Here is a 23,633-nt window from a genome sequence, read left to right on the forward strand (position 1 = left end):
GTTAACTTATCTCGCCCATTTATAAGCAATTCGTAAAAGGTGGGCTGGCATTAAATGGAATACGATGCGAGAATATATCAATAAAATATTTTTTATTGAGGTCTGCTTTAACATCCACATATATTTACTTCTTAGCTTGATTTCACTTAACGCTTTACTAAATCCTTTTCTGCGATGAACCGTATCCTCATCAAGCCGATAGTCCAGCAGTACGTCTTTGATATTGGCAAATCTAAAGCCGTTATGTAGCAGGTAGAACCATAATGCCATGTCTTCAGTTAACGTAGTATCCACCGGATAACGGAAACCTTTCTCGAAAACTTTGCGGCGGAACATGACGGATGGATGAATAAAAGGACATCTGATAATGCTGAACTTCAATAAATCATTATGGCAAAGAGGAAGATGTTTTTGGTCTAAAGCAAAATTAGCGCCAAATTCATGGCAAGACGTTCCCAATACATCAATATCACTACATGTTTTCATATAGTTCATTTGTTTAAGGAGTCTATCAGGATGCGAAATATCATCACTATCCATACGAGCAATAAACTTATAACCCCCCTCCAGACATCGCTCAATTAAATAATTTAACGCAGTTGCCAGTCCTTTATTTTCATCAAATTCGAATATTTTGCATCGCGTGTTTTCAGAATAACCATCAAGTACCGCCTGCAAGGCATCACTTACCTTACCATCGCGATAAATCAATATATCGCAATAAACATCTTGTGATAATAAACTTTCTATCGCAGCAGTGGCGTACTCAGGTGTATCATTTTTATATAAACTCATAATAACTGATATTTTATTCTTCATATTAGTCCATTCTCAATATTAGAAAGAAATTAATCAAATTTATAGATACCTGCTATACGACGGTTATTTCATTAAAATCCCGTAATAGGAACTCGCCATGACCTCTGAAGATAAGAAAAGATCAAAGTCACGCTTTATATCAAGCGGATTTAAATTTAAGCAGTATTTTATCGCATCGCTAAGGGACCTGGGATCGTTAATATCACAAATACAACCAAAGTTCGGGCTTATTCCAATGATCTCTTTATGCGGTGGAATATCTGACAAAATGCAAGGAGTACCCGTCGCCAATGCTTCTAATGCAGCCATTGGTAGCCCCTCGAAAGCCGAAAAAGAAACAAAGATATGGTGCTGTGAAAGAAGTTCAGGAATATCATTTCTTTGCCCAAGATATGTTGCGTACTTGTCTTTTTTATTCAGATCATTACTCTCACAACTTCCGACAATGCTTAGGGTAACATTGTCGTGTTCTAACTGATTACAACACTCGACTAACTCTTTCACTCTCTTTCTTTTATTAACTACACCAACATAAATCAACTTGATGGGCGGGTGTTCAGCTGTAGAAGGAGTGTAATCAACAGAACGCACACCATTTTTTATAGACGTGCTTGTAAGATTATAATTTTGTTTCACATAGTCTGCGACGCTTTGTGAAACGGAAATTACATTTAATCGCCTCAATGCATATAAATGAAAGTTAATCATCAATCTCGATAACAACTTACCATATGTTAACTTATAGTCCGGTCCTATATAATTATGCAAAATACAATAACATTTTGCTTTTATCTTATTGATAACGAGCGATAAAGAAACGTCAGACCTAATCCCTTGTGAAACAACGACATCAATGTCATTAATTTTTATATATGAAACCATTTTTCTTGAAAGTTTCAAAAAATTATAAGAATCATCGTTAAATGACTCTACATGACACCCCAATTTTATGAAATCCAAAGCGCGAGATCTTTTTACATCCAAAGAAGATAAAGAAATTATTGAAATTGTGCTGCGGCAATCCTGAAATGCTTCACTGCTAATAAGTTCATAAAGTTGATTTATTGGCCCTCCTCTTGTTAAAGAAGAGACCAAAAAAAGAATGTTTTTATTCAAATTGAGATTTCCATAGCTCAATCGACTTAAGCGGCAAAGAAATATTAGCGCTATGTTCCTCGTTGAAAATACTCACATATTCATCAACACAAAGATCACGTGAGATTACATGCAGATTAAAGTCTTTTCTTTTTTCTTCTGCCCGGTTATCAACAGAAATAATGATGCTTCTTCTTAATTTCTGTAAAGCTCGGATACCCGCATGCAAACGTGTTCCAACATAATCTATAGACGGAACATTCTCTAAGACGTAATCGAAGTCGGAAAGGTTTGCTGGTACAACTTTAATACCATTAATTAAACAACCAAATGACTGGAAGTACTCATAATCCTGAGAGCCTTGTACCCAAAAGTAGACATCATCATATGATTTCTTTAACGCTTCAATCAGGATCAAATCTTTTGCATAATCTTTCCTATAATCAGTCAGCGTAAATATTACATCCTTAGATTTTTTAGGAACGATTTGTGCGCAGTGATCTTCTGTTAAATCCCACATTGTCGCACAGGCAGTATTGACAACATTCGTTATGCCGGCACTTTTCAAAAGCTTTTCGGTATATGAATCCCGGACAGAATGCATATGGGTGTTACTGAGAATATGCCTCAATAAAAAAGAGGTGTAAGGACCAGGCTTATCCTGATAATTAGTCCAACCAACACCTAAAGTAATCACTTCTTTCATAAAGAAGGCGTTATAAAGATCAACATTCCATTGTCTGTGTAATAACATAGAGGAATTGAGACAATTAGTACCGCAAAGAATATTGATTGAGATTTCTTTTTGTCTTTTCATTCCCACACGAGTAATTCTTTCATGGGTAGGGAAATGCACTTTCTGTGACTGAGGAAACAGTTTTGAAATTTGTTTATATGCCGAATCCATGATGATGAAATCACCAATATTCATTGAACAAATACTTGTGTTCAAAATCCCTATTTTTGATGATGCGTTATCAAAAAACAATGTTATACACCTCGGTTAATATGTAAAAAATAGCTATACAATAAAGAACTTACAATCCCGTTAGCTAATATAATTAATGGCAATGAAAATGAGTTATCTGTGCCTACACCCATATAAAATAAAACTACAATTATTACTGAAATAAGATTACAGAAAAATACAGATCGATGAAGCTTCTTAGCTTTAAGGTGGAATGAACTAAATTTAAAAACACCGCTAATGGATTGATACAAACACATAAGCAATATGATAGACAATTGATATTGATTGATGTCGAAAAATATCATATAGAACAAAACGACAAATAGAGTGCATACGAATGAAATAATCAACCCGTTTTTAAAATAACATCTCCAAAGGGAGAACAGTAGATTTGAATCTCCACTGTATACTATCCCTCTAATTTCAGGCATGAGCTTATTTTCTACAGCTGAAAAGTATATAGCTATTATTCCCGCCAGGCTCAATGCAAGCCTGGTAAACACCAACTGTTCATTATCAATTACTTTTTCAAGGTAAATAAAACTGCCTTGCGTAATAATCCAAAAACAAAGCATTGAGGCTGCCGACCATTTACCTATTGTCCAGTATTCAAGGAGTATTTTTTTAAGATCCTCCTCAAAAGGATATGAATGATAGTTTTTATTATTAATGATCATTATTATCAAAGATATAATGCTCATTATGAAGATGAGAGCTGAAAGATAATCTCCAGCTTCACGCGCGCCACAAAAATACATCAGGCAATAACTCAGGGTTGAAACCAACAATAGTAACGCCGAAAGTATTGCTGAGATAAATTCCTTCTTAACAATATAGAGACTACGGCGCAAAAAATCATACAATGGATAGCAAACTGATAAACCAAAAATTAACAGACCGTACCTCCAGTCTTGTTCCCTATAGAACATGAATGAGGAGAGTAATGTCGCTGATATAAAACTTATCAAAATCGTCAATTTTAAAGACAGTCTATAATGATAACCTTGAGTTTTTCTCTCTACACTAAAAACCCAAAATGGTGAAATTACTAGTGATACAATTACCACCAGACTAAAAGAAGAGTAAGAATTTATAATTATATATTTTGCTGCTTGGGAATTATCAAGGAATCGGGATGCAAAGAAAATCATTCCAACATTTAAAGCTGCGAAAGAAAACTGATCAATATATTTACAAAGTTTACTTAATTTGACTAACATCATTTATACACTTGTTTGTTTTTATATTAATTTAACATGCCACTTTGCATGTATTATAAAATAATGCATTTTGTTTAAAGCTATTTAATAATTGCTGTTAGTAACATATCACGAGAGGATGAAAATATATAAGTTGGTAATATTGCCACTATAAAAAATGCAACTCTAACAATTTTCTTTTCCTTGTAATTTTGTTCTATAGCAATAACCGTTGGGATTAACATTAATACCAAGCAAAACATTCCTATCCGCTTGGATTGTCCACCACCCATCAAACTAATTGAAACGACAATTAATGAGATAAAATAAACCTGTAAATGCATAACTTTTTTACTTAGATCATCAAGTTTGAACTGGTATGAGACACAGTAAAAACCTAATAGAGCTAATGACATTGCCAAGTAAACCCCTGCCCCTAACTCCCCTGTTTCCGAATTTGATTTAGTGGATAATACAAACTGTATTGCGAACAGAAAAACTATGCTGATTAATATAAAAACCAGACTGTTTTTTTTCTTTTTATTGAATAATAAATAAATTGTAAAGAACAAGAAAAATACATTATGAGTCAATCCGGCCAACAACCCAACACTCATTTTCTTTTTGAATGAATCATCAAGCATGCACATTGCCAGAAATGACGATGACAACACCATAGATAAATACTGCCTGTATATATTTTCCATCCCCATTAACGATGGGAAAAATAATAAAAACAAGTATGGATAGTAGGTTGGTAGATTTAGTTTTCTTGTTGTCCACAGCACAATTATAAATGATAGAGCATCATATAATACAAAGACAACCTCATCAGAGTGGATAAGCTTATAAACATATCTGGATGACAACCAAAACACAGGTTCCTTTAAATAATATAGATCTAAAGACTCTAACTTAAAGTTTACGGCATAAGCATTGATATCCAAATCAAACCCGGATGTTCTCATTATTATTGAGAAGACAAGAAACAATGAGAACGTAATGAAATAATATGTCTTTGTTCTATTTTCAATAAAACAACTCACTATTCCTGCAACAAATAAAATGCTATAAAAAATCAACTCTAAAGTCATTAGACATTCTCATCAAAAATATTCACGATGAATAATAATTATAGGCCCCATACTCATAATAATTACTGGTACGTTTTTCAACACCATTAAATATTATTCCGCTCACAGTAAGGTTATTTTGTGCAAACCGTTTTGCTGAAATATCCATTTCTTTCAAGGTGTTTTGCTGAAAGCGAGCAACTAACATTATTGTGCCCGCATATTTAGCGGCGATGCAAGCATCACTTACGGCAAGGACGGGAGGAGTATCAACAATAACAATGTCATATTGACTAGCAGCCCAAACCATCAGATGTTTAAAGTTTGCATTCATCAGCAGTTCAGAAGGGTTTGGTGGCACCTGTCCTCTTGAAATAAAATGAAGATTATCAACCTCTGTTTTTTTAATAATTTCATCAAAGGATTTCCTACCAATTAACATATCGGAAAGGCCATTCTTTTCATTACATCCAATAACATGATGAACCTGGCCTTTACGCATATCGGCATCGATCAAGAGTACTTTTTTATCGGACTGCGCGATAACAGCAGCAAGGTTACAACTGACAAATGTTTTTCCTGCTTCGGGTGTTGCCCCAGAAATAAGCAAAATATTATTCTCGGCCTGCATCATTGCAAAGTGAAGGCTGGTTCGCAGACTACGAATAGCTTCGACTGAAAGGTCTGTTGGATTATCTTTGGCAAGTAAATTGATTGAGCGAACCGTTTTGCGTTTGCTTTTATCCATTTTCTGGTTTCGGTCTTTTAACCATTTAGAAGCAGGAATAGCCGCATACACGTTTAGGCCTAACCCTTCAATTTGCTCGCTGCTCTCAATACCGTTATGCAAGAATCGACGTGTTAAACAAAATGCTATTGAAATGAATAACCCAACTGCAAAACCTAAAAATACAATTATCACTATCTTTGGTGAGACCGGTTTTGTATCAGTAACTGCCATATCGACAATACGTACGTTACCTACAGTACTCGCTTTATTGATATTCAATTCCTGCTGTTTATTTAATAGCAACATATACACTTCCTGCCCGGACTGCACATCACGAGTAAGACTCAATATTTCCTGTTGAGTTTTAGGCATGTTACCAATACGGACATTCAGTTTGTCTCGTTCTTTTAATAAGATTTCTTTCTTTTCCAATAATGTACGATAAGCGGGGTGATCTTTTGTATAAAGCTTTGATATTTCCGCTTCTTTAAAGGTTAACTGGTTAATTTGCGCATCTAAAGCAACGGTATTATCAAGGACAGATTTAGCTTCTAATGATAAATCAACTGATTCATTTTTCTGCCTGAATACGTTCAATCGGGTTTCAGCTTCATCTAATTGTGAGCGCACCAGAGGTAACTGCTCTTTCAAAAAATCAAGGCTCTTAGCAGCTTCTTCAGATTTACGGCCAACGTTCTGTTGCAGGTAATTGTTGGCAATACTATTCAATACCTCAGTGGCTTTCTTAACACTATCTGCTTTAAAAGTGAGTTGTAACATACCGCTGTCTTTACTTAGATCAGAAACAGCGAAGTTATCCAGCAAATTATTAATAGCTGTGAGTTTTGCCAATTTGGTTATAACAAAAGTTGTATCTACGGGTGCTTCAATATCACTCACGAGTATACGTATGCCATTCTTTTCTAATAGCGTCCCTGTCTTTCCTGTCAGACTTAAGCCATCGATTGATACGCTATATTTATCTGTTGAAAGCACCGTGAGAGTAAATGGAATATCTAATAATTCATCTGGTACATTTAATCTCGAAATAGCAATATTCCCATCATGATTGCCAAAAACTCGAGACAACCCTTTTCCAATTAATGGGAAATGCTTTTGTTGAACAATCATATCTAGCCCTAACTGTTCAACCGTTTGTCCTAGTACCAAGCGAGACTGCAATAACCCTATTTCGGTCTGTGACTCAGGTTTATTGTCCGGCAAAATGTCTGAAAGTTTACTCAATACGCTGCTACTCGTGCTTTGTTCAACTTGCACTAGCGCATTTGCGCTATAAATTGGAGTTGCCAATAAAGAATAAGCGATACTCATAATAGTAAAGACGCTGGTAACGATCACTATCTTCCATTTATTATCAAGCAACACGCCTAATAATTCGCGCAAGTCAATTTCTTCATTTCGATTATTGTTTTTATTAAAACTAGAGGTTACTTCAGACATTTAACGACATCTCTTTACGGTATCTATTTCTTTAATGCCAGAACCCAACGCGCGGTGCTTTGAGCCAGCTGTGTATAAACCAGTTGATACATTTCTCGGCTTTTTTTGTAGGGGTCGCCAATTTCAAGCTGGTTCTGCCAGTGACCCATTAACATGGTTTTGCCACTCGCTTCCGGGTAGTTTTTTTTAATGCGCTCAAGATGGGATTTTTCCATCACCAGAATCAGGTCATATTGCATCGCAAGCTCTGAAGAGAATGCCTGGGCGCAATGCCCATCAAGCGTTAAGCCATTTTCCGCAGCAACTTGTGCCGCTATTGGGTTGGCAACTTCACCAACCAGCGCACCTAATCCAGCAGAATCAATCTTTATACCCGGCAGAGCTTTTCGTAATAACCGCTCCCCGGTTGGGGAGCGGCAGATATTGCCGATGCAAACCACTAATATTGAATCAAACATAATTACCAGTTCTTAATCATGCGGACGGTTTCAGTCATGTCGTTAACCCCTGTAATCGTTGGGACTAACTGACCCAGCACGCGATTCCAGCGAGTAATTGGTGCGGTGGTGACATACACGATGTCATAAGGTTGCAGTTTGAATTCAGTGCCCATCACCAACGCTGTCGCATCGGAAACATCCAACTGATAGACGTTGGCAATTTTGCCGCTATTTTCTTTAGCGCGTGTCGAGCGAATAACGAAAATACCCGTCGCATCGGATGTCATCTGGTCGATGCCTTCCGCATTACCCAGCGCTTCGGTCAGTGTCATACCGCTGCGGTCCATTCTGAGCGTGGTTTGCTTTTTCACTTCTCCCATCACGAACACTTTCAGGTCATCGTTACGCGGCACATACAGAATGTCGCCGTTGTACATCAGGCGGTTTTGTTGAAGATCGCCGTTTTTCATCAGCGCCTGCAGGGAAATTCGCTCGTCTTTACCGTTGTGGGTCAGCACCGCGTTATTCCAGTCGGCGTTTTCCCCCAGGCCACCGGCCTGATTGATCGCATCCATGATGGTTAGCGGCACATTAGAAATTGCCAACTGGCCAGAGCGGGCGACTTCACCCGTTACATAGGCTTTTTGGGAACGGAATGCGGCGACACTGATGTCGATTTGCGGCGTTTCAATGTAAGCCGCCAGTTTGTTGGTCAGCTCCTCGCGCAACTGGGCGAGTGTACGGCCCACCACTTTTACCTTGCCTGCGTACGGGTAGAAGATCGTGCCGTCGGATTGCACCCAGTTACCGGTGTCGGAAGCACTGCGATACTGGCCCGCTGGCGTCGTCAGTTCCGGGTGATCCCACACTGTGACCATCAGCACATCGCCTACGCCAATTCGGTATTGGTAATCCTGAACTTCGCTTTCTAACTGCGGGTTAGTCCGTGCCACTACGGGTGCGGCAGTGAGTGACTCAATCAATTTTGGCGTCACGCGATAGACATTGACTTTGTCATTGATATTCACGGTGTCGTCTTTATTGACGATGGTTTTACCGGAGGTCGTGAGGTTGCTGCCAGGCACAATCGTACAGCCACTGAGTAAAACAGCTGAAATCATAAGCGGAACAGCTGCTAATTTTACAGTCATCATGTTGGTCACTTACTTCATCAAAGAGTGTAAAACCCAGACACGCTGGGGTTTACGCCAGGAAAATAGAGGGGGTGTTAACGATTACTGGCAGTGAACGTTGCGGTTCCTGGCCGGCTAAATTGCGCTCTCATATCTGGGTTAAGGGACTGCAGCCGATTGTTCGCTAACAAGTAGCTGATAAATAACCCAAAGAAGAACACTAAAGAGAGCCATTCAGGCGTCCCTAAAATGGAAAGCACAATGCCGAAACCTGCAATAGTGGCCGTGAGGATCGTCATCACTAATACCGTCTGGCGAGACGTTAGCCCGCTGCGCAGTAGGATGTGGTGCAAGTGATCGCGATCCGGGTGGAACGGGCTGTGTCCACGGCGCACTCGACGAATCATGATGGCAACCATGTCCATCAACGGCAGAGCTATCAGCCACAATGCAATAACCGGCGCCATTTCGGCGTTCTCACCCTGGCTACTCAGCATCACGAGCCACAACACGGTAAAACCAATCACCATGCTGCCTGCATCACCCATGAATACTTTCAGCCGTTTGCTGCCGATTAACCCCATGTTGAGCATCAAATAGGGGATTAAGGCGACTATCATTAACAGACACCACATTGCGCGTATTTCTGAACCGGCCAGAAGAAAGACCACCATCAGCGCGGCAAAGGTTGCACCCGCTACCGAACCGAGTAATCCATCAATGCCATCAATCATGTTGTAGGCATTGATTGCCGCCCAGGTCGCTAACAGCGTGACCAAATAGCCCACCGGCCCTAACACCAGTTCGAAAGACCCCAGCACATGCCCAAACGTGTGCAGATACAGGCCATCAACCATCAAAATAATGGCGGACATGGCCTGAATAACCACGCGCGGCACGACGGGAAGGTCAAAGCGATCGTCAGCAATGCCTACCAGCAACAATAAAGAGATGCTGAGTAGGTAAGTCAGGAAATGCGCTTCGCTGTAAGGCAGCGTTTCAGGCATGAAGATGTAAAACATCGCAATTGCGCAATAGAAAGAGATACCGCCCACCAGAGGAACTTCACCTTTGTGCTGTTTACGCCCACCGGGTTTATCGACCAGACCACACTTCAAGGCCACCACGCGAGCGATAAGGAGAGCAATCATCGCTGTTATAAACATGATGAAAATATCTTTACTCATGATGGTAATACCTTATTTATCTTCAAGAACGCTACCGCCCATGGCGAAAGCGAAAATATCCACTTGCCATTCAAAAAATCCATTTCTCATATACGCGAGCAGCACTACCCATGTAACATTATTAATGTATGGAATAGTGAAGTCGGACGAATCATATGACATCGTTTTTATCATCGCAAAAAGACATGTTTTTACTTTCATTCATATCTGAAAAGTTTCGTAGCGTTATTAGTTTTTTGCAATAATATTAAAACACATTAAAAACAACAAGATACGAACAATTTCGTTATAATAAAAAGCCAGGTTTAATTTAATTAATTACTACCAAGATATTTGAAATTATTAATATATTACTAACTCCCACGTTGATCATGATTTATTTCTTGGTGTATTTTTGTTTATTACGCAGCAGAAAATACGCCCTTTAATAAAATGTTTATCGTAAGACTCACTTTATTCAATTAATGATTGATTAATTTTCATTGATATCGATATTTAAAATCCTGCCATATATAAGAAATAACGTTCGAGGATGAAACGGATGAATATTGAGTTAAAAGTGCTGACTGTTAACTGACTTTAAACCCAACATCTTGTGCAAGAAGTGCTTTTCTTGACCTTTCATGCGGTCAATAAATGCTCCAGGAATTTTCTGATACAGCATAATGTGAAGTGTATTTCTCTCCCATAAAAACGGTGAAATCCAGTTGTAACCCCCATTTAAAGAAACACAGTAACAATCTGAAAAATAATGATTTTTATCGAGAATATCGTGCATTTCTCTGGTCCGAAATATTTCTATTCGGTAATGTCCAAAGTCTGCGGAGGTTTTAGGGGATTTTTGGCGGGCATTTTGGCGTTTCGGGTAAAAGCAAAAACCCTATCTTCAGCGTCTCCGGCTACCGTCAGAAGGAAATACCACAAAATCCGCGGCTGAATTTAGGCGCTGAAAAGGGCAGAAGGCACTGTTTATAAGGTTAAAAAGTAATAGCTATATTGGCGTGTTGGGTGTTTTTTATTCCGCTGGCACAAATGCCGTGCCGAATTTTTGCGGAATCAGCATGATTTGTGAGCGCGTAATTTCAAGCGGTGATCAATCAAGCAGTGAGGCGGAAATTTGAAAAACTGCGAAAATTCCGTAAACGGCCCGAGATTATTCTGAAAGGCCTGAAATGGAAAGCTACAAGGGGGAATCAAAGAGTTAAGACGCTAAAAGGTGAGTAACGGTGCGTTACCCACCTGAATGCATTGAAAGGTGGTGCGCCCGACTACTTCTTCTTGTTGAGCATCGACTTTAAGTCTGCGAATGGGTTGTATGTTGCTTCCCCAATATCCTTCTGCGCGTCATCGCCCGCAATGACAGTCGAACCGTACTGGTCAGCTTCGGTGTATTTTGAGTGCTCGTGATCGTGACAATACAGGCATAACAACTCCCAGTTACTGCCATCTTCCGGGTTGTTGGTATGGTCGTGGTCCATGTGGTGTACGGTGAGTTCGCGCAAATTAGAATACACAAACTCACGCGAGCAGCGTCCGCATACCCACGGGAACAACTTCAGTGCTTTCTCACGGTAGCCGCTTTCCAGCCGCGTGTAGTTTTTTGGGATCAGAGCCATAATCGCTATTACCTGGTAAAAAATGTAGGGTTATAACTAGTTTATATTCCCTCTTTATCAATCCCCAAACGTTTCATGCGAGAAAGCAGCGTGGTGCGCTTTAATCCCAGGCGTTGCGCGGCACCACGCGGGCCAGCCACTACACCGTTAGTTTCTTTAAGCACACGCATAATTCTCTGGGCTTCATCTTCGCCTTCACGAACCTCTTCGCTCGCCACCAACTGCATCGGTTTTTCTTCCGGCACGCAGTAGTCCATTTCCGGCAGGGAAAGATGCAATACATTGCCGCGAGTCAGCAGCACCGCGCGTTCAATCACGTTTTCCAGCTCACGCACGTTACCCGGCCAGTCCATACGGCTGAGAGCGCGCAACGTTTCTGCCGGAATACTGTCGATATTGCGGTTCATGCGATGGGCGATTTTAAAGGTGAAGGATTTCACCAGCAGCGGGATATCTTCCGGGCGCTCACGCAGCGGCGGCAACATAATCGGGAAGACATTCAGACGGTAATAGAGATCACTGCGAAACTCGCGCTCCAACACCATCTCCTTGAGATTACGGTTGGTCGCAGCGATTAAACGCACGTCCACTTGCTGAACTTTGTTGCTCCCGAGGCGTTCAAATTCTTGTTCCTGAAGCACGCGCAACAGTTTGGGTTGCAGCTCCAGCGGCATATCGCCGACTTCATCAAGGAACAGCGAGCTTTTATCCGCCAGCTCAAAACGGCCGATGCGCTGAGTGTTAGCACCCGTAAAGGCACCGCGCTCATGGCCGAACAAGTCGCTTTCCAGCAATCCGGCAGGCATCGCCGCACAGTTAATTTTTACCATCCGGCGGCTGTTACGCTCGCTCAGATTGTGAATCGCCCGTGCAATCAGCTCCTTGCCCGTCCCCGTTTCACCGAGGATCAGCACCGTACTGTCACTTTTCGCGACCATCTCAACCTGTTTGAGCACATTTGACATCACGTCGCTGCGGCCAATAATCTCACCAAAATCGCTGGCGACATTATTGATTTGCTCGGTCAGATACAGATTTTCGTCCACCAGGTTTTCTTTCAGACGATTGATTTCCTGGTACGCCAGGGCGTTATCCACCGCAATCGCAATACGTTCTGCAATCTGCCGTAGCAGCTTGAGGTTTTGTGGGGTGAATACGCCCGCCTCGCATTGCGCCAGTTTCAACACGCCCAGCATGTTATTGCCGAAAGTCAGCGGCAACAGGCACAGCGTTTGAATTTGGTTGCCCCACATCTCGAACAACATACGTTCATACGGCGCAAGTTGATCGCCGTGATGCAAATTCAACAGCAGCATTTCGCCGCTTTTAAACACCCGCTCTGAAAGCGTGCCCGCCAGAGCGACATCACTGTGATCATGGATTGGCGATTGCTCTTCCACAAAGTGGGTGGAATAGATATTGAGGCGGTCTTTGCGGTTGGTCCGCAGCACGATACTGATGGAATCGATAGAGAAATAGTGGTGAATCTCACGGGCGATTTCGCTGATCAGTTCGTCGAGATCGAGCTTGGAAAGCACGGCGTTAGTGACCGCCACCAGAATACGGAAATCGTCGCGTTCGCGGCAAAGCTGCTGATAACCCAGGTTTGAGTCGAGGCGGCTCTGAATTTGTTCCGCCACCAGCGCGACAACCTGTGCCATGGTGTGTAAGCGGTTAAGTTCTTTATCTGTCCATTCAGCGTCGTTATTGCGAATAAACTCGCAGCCACCAAAAATTTTACCTTCGGCAGCCAACGGCAACAGGCAATAACGACCAAACGGCGCATATAGCTCGAGATTCAGTACCTGCGGCCAGGTATCACTAAATTCTTCATGGGTGCAGATCAGCGCTTCCGGGCGTGAGAGCACGCGCCGCACCGGGCCATTTGCCAACACCATTTCATCTTCGTAATGCCATTCCTTGCCATGCTTATCCGTGCCAAAAAAGGACACACGCTGATGCAGCGGATGATAAAGCAGAATATTCACTCTGTCTGCCAGCGCACCTTGCTTTGCCATTTGCGTCAGGCAGTTAGCAAGTGCCGGGAGATCAGGTTGCTGCAACAGGGTGCGCGTTATATCAAATAGACCCTGTTGCCCGAGATCGCTCATCGGTGTGTATGGCATTGTGCTTATCCAATTGGTGGTGCGGAGGGGGTGGATGAAGCTGGCGCTTATCCACCCTACAAAATCTAAACGCCTAGCGATTTGTCATATAAATAGCGCTTAAGTGTAGCCAGGACAGCACACTGCGTTTATGGCTCAGGTCAACAAATACGCGGGAGTGGCTCTGAATGCGGCAAATCCAGCGTCCGTTTAACGCCATATAATCCGGCGACCCGGACACCTTTGCGCTCAACCACTTCACCGATAATAGCGGCATCTTGCCCCAATGGATTTGCCTGTAAAGCGGCAAGAACACTTTCTGCGGCGCTCCTCGCAACCGCAATCACCAGTTTGCCTTCATTGGCAAAATTAAGCGCATCGAGGCCGAGCAGTTCACACACGCCACGTACCGCATGATTTAACGGGAGCTGGCTTTCAGCGACTTCCATTCCACATCCGCTGGATGCGGCAAACTCATGTAACACGGCATTCACGCCACCGCGCGTGGCATCGCGCAGCGCTTTTACACCGGGGATATTCACCAGCGGCGCAATTAACGGTGCCAGCACCGCACAATCGCTGATTAACGCCCCTTCCAGCCCCAATGATTCGCGCAGGTTGAGGATTGTCGCTCCGTGATCACCCAGCGTTCCGCTAACAATAAGCACGTCGCCTGCGCTAATTTGCTGCGCACCCCAGCTCAAACCTGCCGGAATCGCGCCAATGCCCGCGGTGTTGATAAACAGCTTATCCGCCGCCCCGCGCTGTACAACTTTGGTATCGCCCGTCACCACCGCGATGCCCGCTGCTTTTGCCGTAGCCGCCATACTGCTGACCACGCGCTCCAGCGTTTCAAGGGGTAAACCTTCTTCAAGAATGAACCCGCAGGATAACCAGCGAGGAGTCGCGCCACTGACTGCAACATCGTTGGCGGTTCCGCAAACCGCGAGTTTGCCGATATCACCACCGGGGAAAAACAACGGGTCAATCACGTAACTGTCGGTTGAAAAGGCTAAACGATCGCCGCTGGCCGTGAGTTCAGCCAACGGTAAACGCGCCTGATCTTCCTGCTCTGCCAGCCACGGATTATCAAACGCTTGTACGAACAAGTCAGCTACCAACTTTTGCATTGCCTGGCCGCCACTGCCGTGGGCGAGTTCGATAGTTTTCATGATTTTTTACCTGTGTCGGATGACGCTGCGCTTATCCGACCTACATTGGACTCGTTTTTGTAGGTTGGATAAGCGTTAGCGTCATCCAACGAAAAGGTTTTATGCCTCGCATTCATGGCTGCGATATTGGTACCATGCGGCGCAGGCTCCTTCGGAGGAAACCATCAACGCGCCAAACGCATTTTGTGGATTGCAGGCTTTGCCAAACATCGGGCACTGATGGGGTTTGCAACGCCCAGTGAGCACATCGCCGCAGCGGGCGAGCGGGTCGTCGTAAACCTGCTGCGGAGCCGGTTTGAAATGATCTTCCGCATCGAACTGGCGATAGCCATCGGTCAGTTGCACGCCAGAATCACTGATGGTGCCAAGTCCGCGCCATTCAGCATCACCACACACGGTAAACACCTCTGAAATCGCCTGCTGGGCAAGATTATTGCCCGCATCGGGCACCACACGTTTGTACTGGTTTTCCACTTTGCTGTGCTGATGAATTTTTTGCTCCACCAGCATCACCACGCCCTGCAATAAATCCAGCGGCTCAAAGCCAGCCACCACCAACGGGCGCTGATGCTGTGTCGCAATAAAATTATAGGCAGCCGTGCCAATCACCATGCTGACATGACCGGGAGCGAGGAACGCATCAATGCCGTTATCCGGCTGCTCGAGCAGGCTGCGCAACGTAGGAATCAAAGTAATGTGCTGGCAGAAAAAGTAAAAATTAGTGATGCCCTGCGCTTTCGCCTGTTGCAGCGTGATGGCTGTCGTCGGCATGGTGGTTTCAAAACCGAGGCCAAAGAACACCACTTTTTTGTCCGGATTCTGGCTGGCTAAAGCGAGCGCATCCATCGGCGAATACACCACGCGCACATCCGCACCGCGTGCTTTGGCCTGCATCAGTGACCCATTTTTACCCGGCACCCGCATCGCGTCGCCAAAGGTGCAGAAAATCACTTCAGGGTGGCTGGCGATTTCAATACAGGCATCAATGCGCCCCATCGGCAACACACACACCGGGCAGCCAGGGCCATGAATAAATTCGATATTCTCCGGCAGAAGCTGGTCGAGGCCAAATTTAAAGATAGCGTGAGTATGGCCGCCGCAAACTTCCATAATGCGCAGTGGACGCTGTGCGGTGTACGGCAGTTTAGGCGCGCGTTCACGCAGCACATCAATAAGCTGCATGACTTTTTCCGGAGCGCGATATTCGTCTACGAAATGCATCATCTGCGTTCTTCCCCAAACAGCAGGCCACCGACGTCAGGTTCCACTTCAAACATATTCTGTAGCGCGTCGAGCGTGTCGCGAGCTTCGGCTTCATCAATAATAGCCATCGCAAAACCGACGTGAACCAGCACCCATTGGCCGATTTGCGCGTCGCCCACCAGCATCAGATTGACGTCTCGCTTGATGCCACAGACATCGACTTTGGCGCTACCGTCTGGCAAACGCTCGACGATTTGGCCCGGAATGCCTATGCACATCGTTCAACCTCCAGCCAGTTCAGCCACTCTTCCATGCCTTCACCGCTGGTCGCAGAAACCAGAATGATTTCAATATCAGGGTTCACCTGGCGGGCGTAATCGAGGCATTTATCGACGTCGAACTGTAAGTACGGCAGCAGATCGATTTTGTTGAGCAGCATGAGGGAGGCCGCAGCAAACATATGCGGATATTTTAGCGGCTTGTCTTCGCCTTCGGTAACCGAAAGCACCGCCACTTTATGACGCTCGCCGAGATCAAAACTCGCCGGGCAGACCAGGTTGCCGACATTTTCGATAAACAGAATGCCATCGCGTTCAAGCGGCAGACGCTGCATGGCATCACGAATCATCTGCGCATCAAGGTGGCAACCTTTGCCGGTATTCACCTGAATGGCTGGCGTGCCGGTGGCGCGAATACGCGCGGCATCGTTCACGGTTTGCTGATCGCCTTCAATGACCGCACAAGGCACACGCCCAATCAGGCGTTTTAGGCTTTCGGTCAGCAGCGTGGTTTTACCGGAGCCTGGGCTTGAAACCAGGTTCAGCACCAGTTGTTGCTGTTTCGCGAACTGTTCGCGGTTATATACGGCGAGCTGGTTGTTTTTATCCAGCACGTTAAGTTCGATTTCCAGCATCCGGCGTTGCGTCATGCCCGGTGCGTGAGTGCCTGCGGCACCGTGACCATAATGCAAATCGCCTTGTTCATCGGCGGTTGGGGCAAACTTCACGCCGGTGATTGGCGTTAGCGCTCGCGCGGCTGGTGCGAAAGGTGCGCTACGGAAACCCGAGTGCGGGTTGCGCTCGTCGCCTTCTATATACAAGTTGCCTTCAGCGCAACCACAAGTACTACACATGATTTGTCTCCTCGACTTCCAGACGTTTAATCTGCACGCCATCATCCGCCACGATGCGTAAATTGCTACCTTCGCAAAGCGGGCAGCGCCGAACCAATTGCGTTAGCAAAGTGATGTGCTGTTCGCAGTCGTAACACCAGCATTCCGCTTCTTGTTGGTGAATATGAAGCTGACAGCCTTCGGCTAATGTGTCGCGGCACACTAATTCGAAACAGAACTCCAGCGCGCTTTGCTCAACGCATGAGAAAGCGCCCACTTCAAGCCAGACTCCGGTGACGCGGGTCGCGCCATGTTGGCGGGCTTGAGCTTCGATGAGTTCCAGTGCGCGTTGGCAGAGGGTGATTTCGTGCATATTACCTCCGGGGATATCTGGGGGAGGTAATGCAAGGATAATGCCAGGGTTTATATCCATTTCTCTGACAGACCGAATTTATTCCGTTCACTGAAAGTTTACCGACACCTGAACTTACCGAAACGGTGAACGGAAAATCACCATTCCAGGCATAAGCATAAACAATGCTGACATTCCCCCGTCAAACATGTCGAAATGACATGTCATTACTGTGGCTATTTGCTGACAATTAATACAAAACTCAATAATTTCAATAAAATACAATATTGGCACGAAACGTGCTCTGTAGACGCATCAGCAAAAACAGAGTGATTTAAAAATGAACATTTGGGAACTGAGCGAAAAAGCCGAATACATTGCCGACAAGCATCAGCGCTTGCTCACGCAGTGGCAACATTACTGCAATAGCTTGATTCAGGGCATTACCCTTTCTAAAGCGAAGCTGCATCACGCAGTCGGGTGCAATCCAGATGATTCCCTGCGCTTCTTCTTATTTGACCATTTCGTCATTCACGTACGCCTGGCTGAAGGCTTCAACAGCCACACCATTGAGTACTACGTTGAGAAACGTAACGGCGAAGACAGAGTATTGATTGCTAAAGCAATGCTCGATGACGAAGGCCGCGTAGACAACAGCATCAGCAACCGTAACCGTGAAAGCGTTCTTGAGCATTACCTCGAAAAAATCCATCCGGTATACGAAAGCCTGTACAGCGCAGTTAACACCGATACACCGGTATCGATGGGCCAACTGCAACAAAGCGCTCAGGTCTGATAGCCATGTTGGGTGTCGAAAACTGTCGAAACGGCAGCCGTCGGCACAGTTTCGTCAAAAATGATGATGTGATCTAAGGAAGACCTGGTGAATCGCTTTATAATCGCCGACTCCAAACTTTGCATGGGTTGCCATACCTGTGAGGCGGCCTGTTCTGAAACGCACCGCCTGCATGGATTGCAATCCATGCCACGCCTGAAAGTGATGCGTGACGCGAATGATTCCGCGCCGCAAATGTGCCACCAATGTGAAGATGCGCCTTGCGCGGGCGTTTGCCCCGCTAACGCCATTACCCGCGTCGATGGGGCTGTTCATCTGAATGAAAGCCTGTGCGTCAGTTGCAAACTGTGCGCCATCGCCTGCCCATTCGGTTCGATTGAATTCTCCGGCAGCCGTCCTATTCATATCCCGGCAAATGCCAACAGCCCGAAGGCACCACCAGCCCCTCCTGCACCTGCTCGCGTCAGCTCGCTAATCGACTGGGTGCCTGGCGTTCGTGCCATTGCGGTGAAATGCGACCTGTGCAGCTTTGATGAAGATGGCCCGGCGTGTGTTCGCACCTGCCCGACCAAAGCATTGCGCGTGGTTGATAACAACGACATTGCCCAATCAAGCAAACGTAAACGTGAACTGACTCTGGGCGCGACGCTTGGCGATCTCACCCTGTTTACCCAGCCTGAGGTGAAAAAATGAGTGCTTTTATCCTGATTCATTGGGCGCTGATAGGCTTTGCGCTCAGTGCAGTTCTGGCAGGTATCACGGCATTTAATAAAACCCTGAGCGGCGTGATTGCCGGCCTGGGTGGCGCGATAAGTTCGGTTCTGGTGCTGATTGCCGGTTTCGATGCGTTAACCGGATTTACCGGTATGGCGCAAGTCTGGCAGCTGCATTTACAGCTCAATGCTTTTAATGGCGTGTGGCTGGTGACGCTGGCTCTGCCTGGCCTGTTCATCTCTTTGTTTAACATCGACTGGCATTGTCATCACGCTGTAAAAGCCAATGGCTTGCTGGTGAACCTGGTGATGGCGGCGGCGGTTGCAGCTGTGGTTGCTGATAACCTCGGCATGTTGGTGGTGCTGGCAGAAATTGTCGCGTTGAGCGGCTACTTCCTGACAGGCTGCCAGAAATCCGGGCAGCTTTGGTTCGCACTGGGCCGCATCGGCACCGTGCTGCTGGCAATTGCATGCTGGATGCTGTGGAAACAGTACGGCACGCTGAGCTATTCCGAATTGCACCTGATAACCAACGGCGCACCGATTAGCTCCGTAGTCTGGCTGCTGGGTCTGGTGGGTTTTGGTTTGCTGGCTGGCATTATCCCGCTTCACGGCTGGGTGCCGCAGGCACATGCCAACGCTTCTGCTCCGGCAGCGGCGCTGTTCTCCGCGGTGGTGCTGAAAATTGGCCTGTACGGCATCATGAGTTTCTCGCTCATCAGCAATGCAATGCCGTTGTGGTGGGGCATTCTGGTCGTCGTTCTGGGGATGATTACGGCGTTTATCGGCGGCCTGTACGCGCTGATGGAGCACAACATCAACCGCCTGCTGGCTTATCACTCGCTGGAAAACATCGGCATTATTCTGCTTGGCCTCGGCGTTGGCCTGATGGGCCTGGCATTAAACGAATCTACGCTGGTTGCGCTGGGCATGATTGGTGGTTTGTATCACCTGTTCAACCATAGCGTATTCAAAACCACGTTGTTCCTCGGCGCAGGCGCAGTCTGGTTCCGTACCGGTCATCGCGACATCGAAAAACTGGGTGGGATTGGCAAGCGTATGCCGCTGATTTCTATCGCCATGCTGATCGGCCTGATGGCGATGGCGGCTCTGCCTCCGCTGAACGGCTTTGCTGGCGAATGGGTGATTTACCAGTCGTTCTTCCATCTAGGCACCTTGCCGCTGTTTATCACTCGCTTCTTAGGCCCGATGCTGGCTGTAGGTCTGGCGATTACCGGCGCGCTGGCAGTGATGTGTATGGCGAAAGTGTATGGCGTCACCTTCCTTGGCGCACCGCGCACTCCGGAGGCTGAAAACGCCACGTCCGCACCGTTCCTGATGAACCTGAGCGTGGCTGCACTTGCGGCATGTTGCGTGATTGCTGGTGTTGCAGCGCCATGGCTGATTCCGCTGTTGCAGAACGCTATTCCACTGCCGCTGGAAACCGCAAATACCACCGTTTCACAACCGATGATCACCCTGCTGCTGATTGCCAGCCCGCTGCTGCCATTCATTCTGATGGTGATTTTCCGTGGCGATCGTCTGCCAAACCGCTCGCGCGGCACGGCCTGGGTTTGTGGCTACGACCACGAACAAGCGATGGTGATTACGGCGGGTGGTTTTGCTCAACCAGTAAAAGCGGCGTTCGCGCCACTGCTGAAATTGCGTAAAACCCTGAACCCGGTGAAGTGGATGCCTGGCTGGCAGTGTGATTGCCTTGCCGGTACGTTCCGTCGCCTGGCAATGATCGAACTGGCCGTGTTGCTGGTTGCGGTCTGCGCTTAAGGAGCCTGAGATGAATACCATTTTCTTTTCGTTGATTCAGGCGCTGGTGTTATTTGCCGTCGCGCCGCTGTTGTCCGGTATCACCCGCGTCACTCGCGCCCGCATGCACAACCGCCGTGGGCCTGGCGTGATGCAGGAATATCGTGACCTGTTCAAATTGTTCAGCCGCCAGAGCGTGGCACCAGCCGCATCCGGCTGGGTGTTCCGCCTGATGCCGTTTGTGATGGTTGGCGTGATGCTGACGATTGCCACCGCACTGCCGGTGGTGACGCTGTATTCACCGCTGCCGTCGCTGGGCGATTTGATAACCCTCATCTATCTGTTCGCCATCGCCCGTTTCTTCTTTGCGATTGCAGGTCTCGACACCGGTAGCCCGTTTACCGGCATCGGTGCCAGCCGTGAAGCAATGCTCGGCGTGTTAGTTGAACCAATCCTGATTCTGGGACTGTGGGTTGCCGCGCAAGTGGCTGGCAGCACGCACATCAGCAATATCGCTTCCACCATTTATCACTGGCCAGCCGCACAAAGCTTAACGCTGATTCTGGCGCTCGCCGCCTGCGCCTTCGCCACATTTATCGAAATGGGCAAACTGCCGTTTGACCTCGCAGAAGCCGAGCAAGAATTGCAGGAAGGCCCATTGACCGAATACAGCGGTGCGGGTTTTGCAGTGCTGAAATGGGGCATTTCCCTCAAGCAATTGGTGGTGCTGCAAATGTTCGTCGGCGTGTTCCTGCCATGGGGCCAGATGAGCGAATTTAGCTGGGGCGGCCTTGTCATCGCGCTGGTTCTGGCAGCCGTCAAACTGGTGCTTGGCGTGCTGATTATCGCGCTGTTCGAAAACAGCATGGCGCGCTTACGCATGCTGGAAACTTCGCGCATTACCTGGGCCGGTTTTGGCTTTGCCTTTTTAGCCTTCGTCTCCTTGCTGGCGGCGTGATTTAAGAGAATTTATCAATGTCTGAAGAAAAGATTGGCCAACATTATCTCGCGGCGCTGCATAAGCAATTTCCTCATGCGGTGATCGACGAAGCGTGGCAGACCAAAGACCAAATCACCGTCACCGTGAAGCTCAATATGCTGCCAGAAGTGGTGGAATGGCTTTACTACCAACAAGGCGGCTGGTTATCCGTGCTGTTCGGTAACGATGAGCGCCAACTGTGCGGCAACTATGCGGTGTATTACGTGCTTTCGATGGAAAGCGGCGTGAAATGCTGGATTACCGTGCGCGTAGAAGTTGACGCCGACAAACCGGAATTCCCTTCTGTTACGCCACGCGTGCCTGCTGCGGTTTGGGGCGAACGTGAAGTGCGCGATATGTACGGCCTGCAACCTGTTGGCCTGCCGGACGAACGCCGTTTAGTGCTGCCAGATGATTGGCCAGATGATCTGTATCCACTGCGTAAAGACAGCATGGATTACCGTCAGCGCCCGGCGCCGACCAGCGATCAGGAAACTTACGAGTTCATCAACGAACTGGGCAGCAAAAAGAACAACGTGGTGCCGATTGGCCCGCTACACGTAACCAGCGATGAACCCGGCCACTTCCGTCTGTTCGTTGATGGCGAAAACATTATCGACGCCGATTACCGCCTGTTCTACGTCCACCGTGGCATGGAAAAACTGGCTGAAACCCGCATGGGCTATAACGAAGTCACCTTCTTGTCTGACCGTGTTTGCGGTATTTGCGGCTTCGCCCACTCCACCGCGTATACCACGTCGGTAGAAAATGCGATGGGTATCGTGGTGCCAGAACGCGCCCAGATGATCCGTGCCATCTTACTGGAAGTTGAACGTCTGCACAGCCACCTGCTGAACCTCGGCCTGGCTTGCCACTTTGTCGGCTTCGACTCAGGCTTTATGCAGTTCTTCCGCGTGCGTGAGATGTCGATGAAAATGGCAGAAATCCTCACCGGTGCGCGTAAAACTTACGGCCTGAACCTGGTCGGCGGGATTCGCCGCGATCTATTGAAAGACGACATGATCCAGACGCGCCAGCTCGCCCAGCAGATGCGCCGCGAAGTGAAAGATCTGGTCGATATCCTGATGAGCACACCAAACATTGAACAACGCACCGTCGGGATTGGCCGCCTGGACCCGCAAATCGCCCGTGATTTCAGTAACGTCGGCCCAATGGTTCGCGCCAGCGGTCACGCCCGTGACACCCGCGTCGATCACCCGTTTGTCGGTTACGGTTTGCTGCCAATGGAAGTTCACAGCGAAACTGGCTGCGACGTGCTTTCGCGCCTGAAAGTCCGTATCAATGAAGTGTATACCGCGCTGAACATGATTGATTTCGGTCTTGATAACTTGCCTGGCGGCCCGCTGGCCGTAGACGGTTTCACTTACATTCCAAACCGTTTCGCGCTTGGTTTCTCCGAAGCCCCACGCGGCGATGATATTCACTGGTCGATGACGGGTGACAACCAGAAGTTGTACCGCTGGCGTTGCCGTGCGGCGACGTATGCCAACTGGCCGACACTGCGTTACATGCTGCGCGGCAATACCGTTTCTGATGCACCGCTGATTATTGGCAGCCTGGATCCTTGCTACTCCTGTACCGACCGCATGACGGTGGTCGATGTGCGTAAGCGCAAGACCAAAGTGGTGCCGTACAAAGAGCTTGAGCGTTACAGCATTGAACGCACCAATTCGCCGCTGAAATAGACGGAGTCA

General features: G+C 46.8%; 21 protein-coding genes. 5 read left to right on the top strand and 16 right to left on the bottom strand.

Translation table 11 applies throughout. From position 1 onward, the window contains the following. Positions 1 to 6 precede the first annotated feature (6 nt). From AC0IWZ_RS20130 to hypA, 16 genes are all read right to left on the bottom strand, one after another. Positions 7 to 819, bottom strand: coding sequence for a glycosyltransferase (locus AC0IWZ_RS20130; RefSeq protein WP_471678618.1), 813 nt, complete (start codon positions 817 to 819; stop codon positions 7 to 9). A gap of 63 nt (positions 820 to 882) precedes the next feature. Continuing rightward, positions 883 to 1,935: a glycosyltransferase family 4 protein gene (locus AC0IWZ_RS20135; RefSeq protein WP_471678617.1), complete on the bottom strand. Its 1,053-nt coding sequence runs from the start codon at positions 1,933 to 1,935 to the stop codon at positions 883 to 885. Further along, complete coding sequence (locus tag AC0IWZ_RS20140; protein ID WP_410373240.1) at positions 1,928 to 2,845, bottom strand: polysaccharide pyruvyl transferase family protein; 918 nt, start codon at positions 2,843 to 2,845, stop codon at positions 1,928 to 1,930. Before AC0IWZ_RS20140 ends, AC0IWZ_RS20135 begins: the two co-directional genes overlap by 8 nt. A 59-nt stretch (positions 2,846 to 2,904) precedes the next feature. Beyond that, positions 2,905 to 4,107: a hypothetical protein gene (locus tag AC0IWZ_RS20145; RefSeq protein WP_471678616.1), complete on the bottom strand. Its 1,203-nt coding sequence runs from the start codon at positions 4,105 to 4,107 to the stop codon at positions 2,905 to 2,907. Between the two features lie 77 nt (positions 4,108 to 4,184). Then, on the bottom strand, positions 4,185 to 5,177 hold the full coding sequence (locus AC0IWZ_RS20150) for an EpsG family protein (protein ID WP_410373238.1): 993 nt from the start codon (positions 5,175 to 5,177) through the stop codon (positions 4,185 to 4,187). Between the two features lie 22 nt (positions 5,178 to 5,199). Further along, positions 5,200 to 7,347 carry a polysaccharide biosynthesis tyrosine autokinase gene (locus AC0IWZ_RS20155; RefSeq protein WP_471678615.1) on the bottom strand — a complete coding sequence of 716 codons (2,148 nt, stop codon included), beginning with the start codon at positions 7,345 to 7,347 and terminating at the stop codon, positions 5,200 to 5,202. A 23-nt stretch (positions 7,348 to 7,370) separates the two neighbouring features. After that, positions 7,371 to 7,805, bottom strand: a complete 435-nt coding sequence (locus AC0IWZ_RS20160; protein WP_410373236.1) for an arsenate reductase/protein-tyrosine-phosphatase family protein — start codon at positions 7,803 to 7,805, stop codon at positions 7,371 to 7,373. A 2-nt stretch (positions 7,806 to 7,807) separates the two neighbouring features. Then, positions 7,808 to 8,941: a polysaccharide export protein gene (locus AC0IWZ_RS20165; RefSeq protein ID WP_471678614.1), complete on the bottom strand. Its 1,134-nt coding sequence runs from the start codon at positions 8,939 to 8,941 to the stop codon at positions 7,808 to 7,810. Between the two features lie 74 nt (positions 8,942 to 9,015). Continuing rightward, positions 9,016 to 10,107, bottom strand: a complete 1,092-nt coding sequence (wecA, locus tag AC0IWZ_RS20170) for a UDP-N-acetylglucosamine--undecaprenyl-phosphate N-acetylglucosaminephosphotransferase (protein ID WP_471678613.1) — start codon at positions 10,105 to 10,107, stop codon at positions 9,016 to 9,018. A 1,268-nt stretch (positions 10,108 to 11,375) separates the two neighbouring features. After that, positions 11,376 to 11,723 carry an HNH nuclease YajD gene (gene yajD, locus AC0IWZ_RS20175; protein ID WP_172892934.1) on the bottom strand — a complete coding sequence of 116 codons (348 nt, stop codon included), beginning with the start codon at positions 11,721 to 11,723 and terminating at the stop codon, positions 11,376 to 11,378. A gap of 41 nt (positions 11,724 to 11,764) precedes the next feature. Then, positions 11,765 to 13,849 carry a formate hydrogenlyase transcriptional activator FlhA gene (flhA, locus tag AC0IWZ_RS20180; protein ID WP_034499449.1) on the bottom strand — a complete coding sequence of 695 codons (2,085 nt, stop codon included), beginning with the start codon at positions 13,847 to 13,849 and terminating at the stop codon, positions 11,765 to 11,767. A gap of 140 nt (positions 13,850 to 13,989) precedes the next feature. Beyond that, the gene (hypE, locus tag AC0IWZ_RS20185) at positions 13,990 to 15,000 is read right to left on the bottom strand and encodes a hydrogenase expression/formation protein HypE (RefSeq protein WP_034499451.1); all 1,011 of its coding nucleotides are present in this window, start codon (positions 14,998 to 15,000) and stop codon (positions 13,990 to 13,992) included. A gap of 99 nt (positions 15,001 to 15,099) precedes the next feature. Beyond that, positions 15,100 to 16,221, bottom strand: a complete 1,122-nt coding sequence (gene hypD, locus AC0IWZ_RS20190; protein ID WP_471679111.1) for a hydrogenase formation protein HypD — start codon at positions 16,219 to 16,221, stop codon at positions 15,100 to 15,102. Then, complete coding sequence (locus AC0IWZ_RS20195; RefSeq protein ID WP_471678612.1) at positions 16,221 to 16,481, bottom strand: HypC/HybG/HupF family hydrogenase formation chaperone; 261 nt, start codon at positions 16,479 to 16,481, stop codon at positions 16,221 to 16,223. The genes hypD and AC0IWZ_RS20195 overlap by 1 nt, the downstream gene beginning before the upstream one ends. Then, positions 16,472 to 17,335, bottom strand: coding sequence for a hydrogenase nickel incorporation protein HypB (hypB, locus tag AC0IWZ_RS20200; RefSeq protein WP_034499456.1), 864 nt, complete (start codon positions 17,333 to 17,335; stop codon positions 16,472 to 16,474). The genes AC0IWZ_RS20195 and hypB overlap by 10 nt, the downstream gene beginning before the upstream one ends. Beyond that, a complete protein-coding gene (hypA, locus tag AC0IWZ_RS20205) occupies positions 17,328 to 17,687 on the bottom strand; it encodes a hydrogenase maturation nickel metallochaperone HypA (protein WP_034499458.1) in 360 nt (119 codons plus the stop codon). The genes hypB and hypA overlap by 8 nt, the downstream gene beginning before the upstream one ends. 319 nt (positions 17,688 to 18,006) lie before the next feature. On the opposite strand from hypA, the gene hycA reads away from it, so the two are divergent. The 5 genes from hycA (at position 18,007) to AC0IWZ_RS20230 (ending at position 23,624) form a co-directional block, all read left to right on the top strand. Continuing rightward, on the top strand, positions 18,007 to 18,462 hold the full coding sequence (gene hycA, locus AC0IWZ_RS20210; protein ID WP_034499460.1) for a formate hydrogenlyase regulator HycA: 456 nt from the start codon (positions 18,007 to 18,009) through the stop codon (positions 18,460 to 18,462). 87 nt (positions 18,463 to 18,549) lie between these two features. After that, positions 18,550 to 19,155, top strand: coding sequence for a 4Fe-4S dicluster domain-containing protein (locus AC0IWZ_RS20215; protein ID WP_034499462.1), 606 nt, complete (start codon positions 18,550 to 18,552; stop codon positions 19,153 to 19,155). Continuing rightward, positions 19,152 to 20,960 carry a formate hydrogenlyase subunit 3 gene (gene hycC / locus AC0IWZ_RS20220; RefSeq protein ID WP_471680520.1) on the top strand — a complete coding sequence of 603 codons (1,809 nt, stop codon included), beginning with the start codon at positions 19,152 to 19,154 and terminating at the stop codon, positions 20,958 to 20,960. Before AC0IWZ_RS20215 ends, hycC begins: the two co-directional genes overlap by 4 nt. A gap of 10 nt (positions 20,961 to 20,970) precedes the next feature. Next, on the top strand, positions 20,971 to 21,897 hold the full coding sequence (locus AC0IWZ_RS20225) for a respiratory chain complex I subunit 1 family protein (RefSeq protein WP_034499466.1): 927 nt from the start codon (positions 20,971 to 20,973) through the stop codon (positions 21,895 to 21,897). A gap of 17 nt (positions 21,898 to 21,914) precedes the next feature. Continuing rightward, positions 21,915 to 23,624 carry a hydrogenase large subunit gene (locus AC0IWZ_RS20230; protein WP_471678610.1) on the top strand — a complete coding sequence of 570 codons (1,710 nt, stop codon included), beginning with the start codon at positions 21,915 to 21,917 and terminating at the stop codon, positions 23,622 to 23,624. The last annotated feature ends 9 nt before the right edge of the window (positions 23,625 to 23,633 follow it).

Source organism: Buttiauxella sp. AC142 (genome assembly GCF_979253435.1).

Coding starts and splice junctions, on each gene's coding strand:
- AC0IWZ_RS20130 (WP_471678618.1), bottom strand. CDS start 819: ATGAAGAATAAAATATCAGTTATTATGAGTTTATATAAAAATGATACA.
- AC0IWZ_RS20140 (WP_410373240.1), bottom strand. CDS start 2,845: ATGAATATTGGTGATTTCATCATCATGGATTCGGCATATAAACAAATT.
- AC0IWZ_RS20145 (WP_471678616.1), bottom strand. CDS start 4,107: ATGATGTTAGTCAAATTAAGTAAACTTTGTAAATATATTGATCAGTTT.
- AC0IWZ_RS20150 (WP_410373238.1), bottom strand. CDS start 5,177: ATGACTTTAGAGTTGATTTTTTATAGCATTTTATTTGTTGCAGGAATA.
- AC0IWZ_RS20155 (WP_471678615.1), bottom strand. CDS start 7,347: ATGTCTGAAGTAACCTCTAGTTTTAATAAAAACAATAATCGAAATGAA.
- AC0IWZ_RS20160 (WP_410373236.1), bottom strand. CDS start 7,805: ATGTTTGATTCAATATTAGTGGTTTGCATCGGCAATATCTGCCGCTCC.
- AC0IWZ_RS20165 (WP_471678614.1), bottom strand. CDS start 8,941: ATGATGACTGTAAAATTAGCAGCTGTTCCGCTTATGATTTCAGCTGTT.
- wecA (WP_471678613.1), bottom strand. CDS start 10,107: ATGAGTAAAGATATTTTCATCATGTTTATAACAGCGATGATTGCTCTC.
- yajD (WP_172892934.1), bottom strand. CDS start 11,723: ATGGCTCTGATCCCAAAAAACTACACGCGGCTGGAAAGCGGCTACCGT.
- flhA (WP_034499449.1), bottom strand. CDS start 13,849: ATGCCATACACACCGATGAGCGATCTCGGGCAACAGGGTCTATTTGAT.
- hypE (WP_034499451.1), bottom strand. CDS start 15,000: ATGAAAACTATCGAACTCGCCCACGGCAGTGGCGGCCAGGCAATGCAA.
- hypD (WP_471679111.1), bottom strand. CDS start 16,221: ATGCATTTCGTAGACGAATATCGCGCTCCGGAAAAAGTCATGCAGCTT.
- AC0IWZ_RS20195 (WP_471678612.1), bottom strand. CDS start 16,481: ATGTGCATAGGCATTCCGGGCCAAATCGTCGAGCGTTTGCCAGACGGT.
- hypB (WP_034499456.1), bottom strand. CDS start 17,335: ATGTGTAGTACTTGTGGTTGCGCTGAAGGCAACTTGTATATAGAAGGC.
- hypA (WP_034499458.1), bottom strand. CDS start 17,687: ATGCACGAAATCACCCTCTGCCAACGCGCACTGGAACTCATCGAAGCT.
- hycA (WP_034499460.1), top strand. CDS start 18,007: ATGAACATTTGGGAACTGAGCGAAAAAGCCGAATACATTGCCGACAAG.
- hycC (WP_471680520.1), top strand. CDS start 19,152: ATGAGTGCTTTTATCCTGATTCATTGGGCGCTGATAGGCTTTGCGCTC.
- AC0IWZ_RS20225 (WP_034499466.1), top strand. CDS start 20,971: ATGAATACCATTTTCTTTTCGTTGATTCAGGCGCTGGTGTTATTTGCC.
- AC0IWZ_RS20230 (WP_471678610.1), top strand. CDS start 21,915: ATGTCTGAAGAAAAGATTGGCCAACATTATCTCGCGGCGCTGCATAAG.